The organism is Sphingomonas sp. BK069, from assembly GCF_014193405.1.
Classification (GTDB): Bacteria; Pseudomonadota; Alphaproteobacteria; order Sphingomonadales; family Sphingomonadaceae; genus Sphingomonas.
This window is the reverse complement of record NZ_JACHZH010000026.1, coordinates 1-1,358: the sequence shown is the minus strand read 5'-3', so window position 1 is coordinate 1,358 and position 1,358 is coordinate 1. Positions and strand designations below refer to the sequence as shown.

The window sequence follows — 1,358 nt, the reverse complement described above, 5'->3', positions numbered from 1 at the left end:
CCCGCTACGACCGCTGCCCAACCGCATTCTTCTCCGCCATCGCGCTCGCTGCCACTGTCATCTTCTGGCTGTGATCAACGAGTCCTGACCCTAGGGAATATCCGTGTGATGTGATCCGTCAACGTTGTTGCTGCGAGGGCGATCGGCAGGTGACGGGGAAGAATCGGGCGAACCATCACTTACGCCATCGCTGAAGCTCGTATAGGACTCGTCATAACCGTACCTTGGATCAGGGATCGGTTTGAGGCCGGCCTCTTTTTCAATCGCCTTTGCTATCGAGTTGGCGAGCTTTTCGCTTGCTGGGTAGGAGTCGTTTTCATCCAAGGTTCCATGGGAGGATTGCCACCTATTTTCTGCCTTGCCAGCGGCTGTGTTGTGAGCTAGTTCATGCAAAACTAAATATTGTGCAAGCTGGTTGTTGTAGTCAGATTGATTTGTTGAAGGTAGATATTCGCTTACTGTTTTAACGTTAAAGTGAGTTACCCCGTTCTTATATGTGCTTGCTCCTCTTCCAGAGCCGTTAGGATAGTTTGCATTTGCAGGATCGTCTATCTGTATCTTTAGAGTAGACCAAAGTTTTTTTACTTCGGCACCTGTTACGGTTTTTGTCTTTCCGTTCGATAGTTTGACGCTTAATTCTTTTTTGTCATCAATTTTGGAAATCTGCGAATCCATAGCGTTAATCTGGTTCTTCAGGATTCCAATCACCCTTTTCTGGTCATCCGATGGCTGGTCGATCGCGACGGTCACGATGTGGTCGGCGAGCGACGGCACTGGCGCTGGTGACGTGTTCTCGGGCGCGGGTCGTTGCCCCTGCACGACGACATCGGGTGGTAAAGAGGAGTCCGTACTGGACGGAGGGGTAGGGGTGGACGTGTCAGGAGTGGAGCGCGGACCCTCGACGACGATGTCGGGCGGGGTGGAGTTGCTCCCGCAGTCGCCCCCGCCGCCGCCGCCCGTGCCGGTAAGCGACGGCGCCTCGTCCTTGAGTTTGGATGTCTTCCACGCGCCGCCTGTTCGGAGATGGTCGGGATACAGGCTCGGTCCGCTCGTGCCGCCGAGACGTAGAATATTGATGTCGGAGGTTGGCTTGTTCGAGCCAGCTAATCGCGACCTTGTGATCGTTGGCCGTCGCCTTCAGCTGCGGATCCCGCGACGATGCCGGATAGGACTGAAATCGCGATATCGTGTTCATCGATCGTCTCCTGAAAGGAAATGCAAAGAGATCACGTGATCTGGATTTCATCGTAGAGGCCGGACGGATTAGGGTCAGGACTCGTTGATCACAGCCAGAAGATGACAGTGGCAGCGAGCGCGATGGCGGAGAAGAATGCGGTTGGGCAGCGGTCGTAGCGGGT

The 1,358-nt window shown here is 54.6% G+C and carries 1 protein-coding gene; it reads right to left on the bottom strand.

All coding sequences use genetic code 11. From position 1 onward, the window contains the following. Positions 1–90: 90 nt before the first annotated feature. Complete coding sequence (locus FHY02_RS22585) at positions 91–750, bottom strand: hypothetical protein (RefSeq protein WP_183926616.1); 660 nt, start codon at positions 748–750, stop codon at positions 91–93. Positions 751–1,358: the final 608 nt, after the last annotated feature.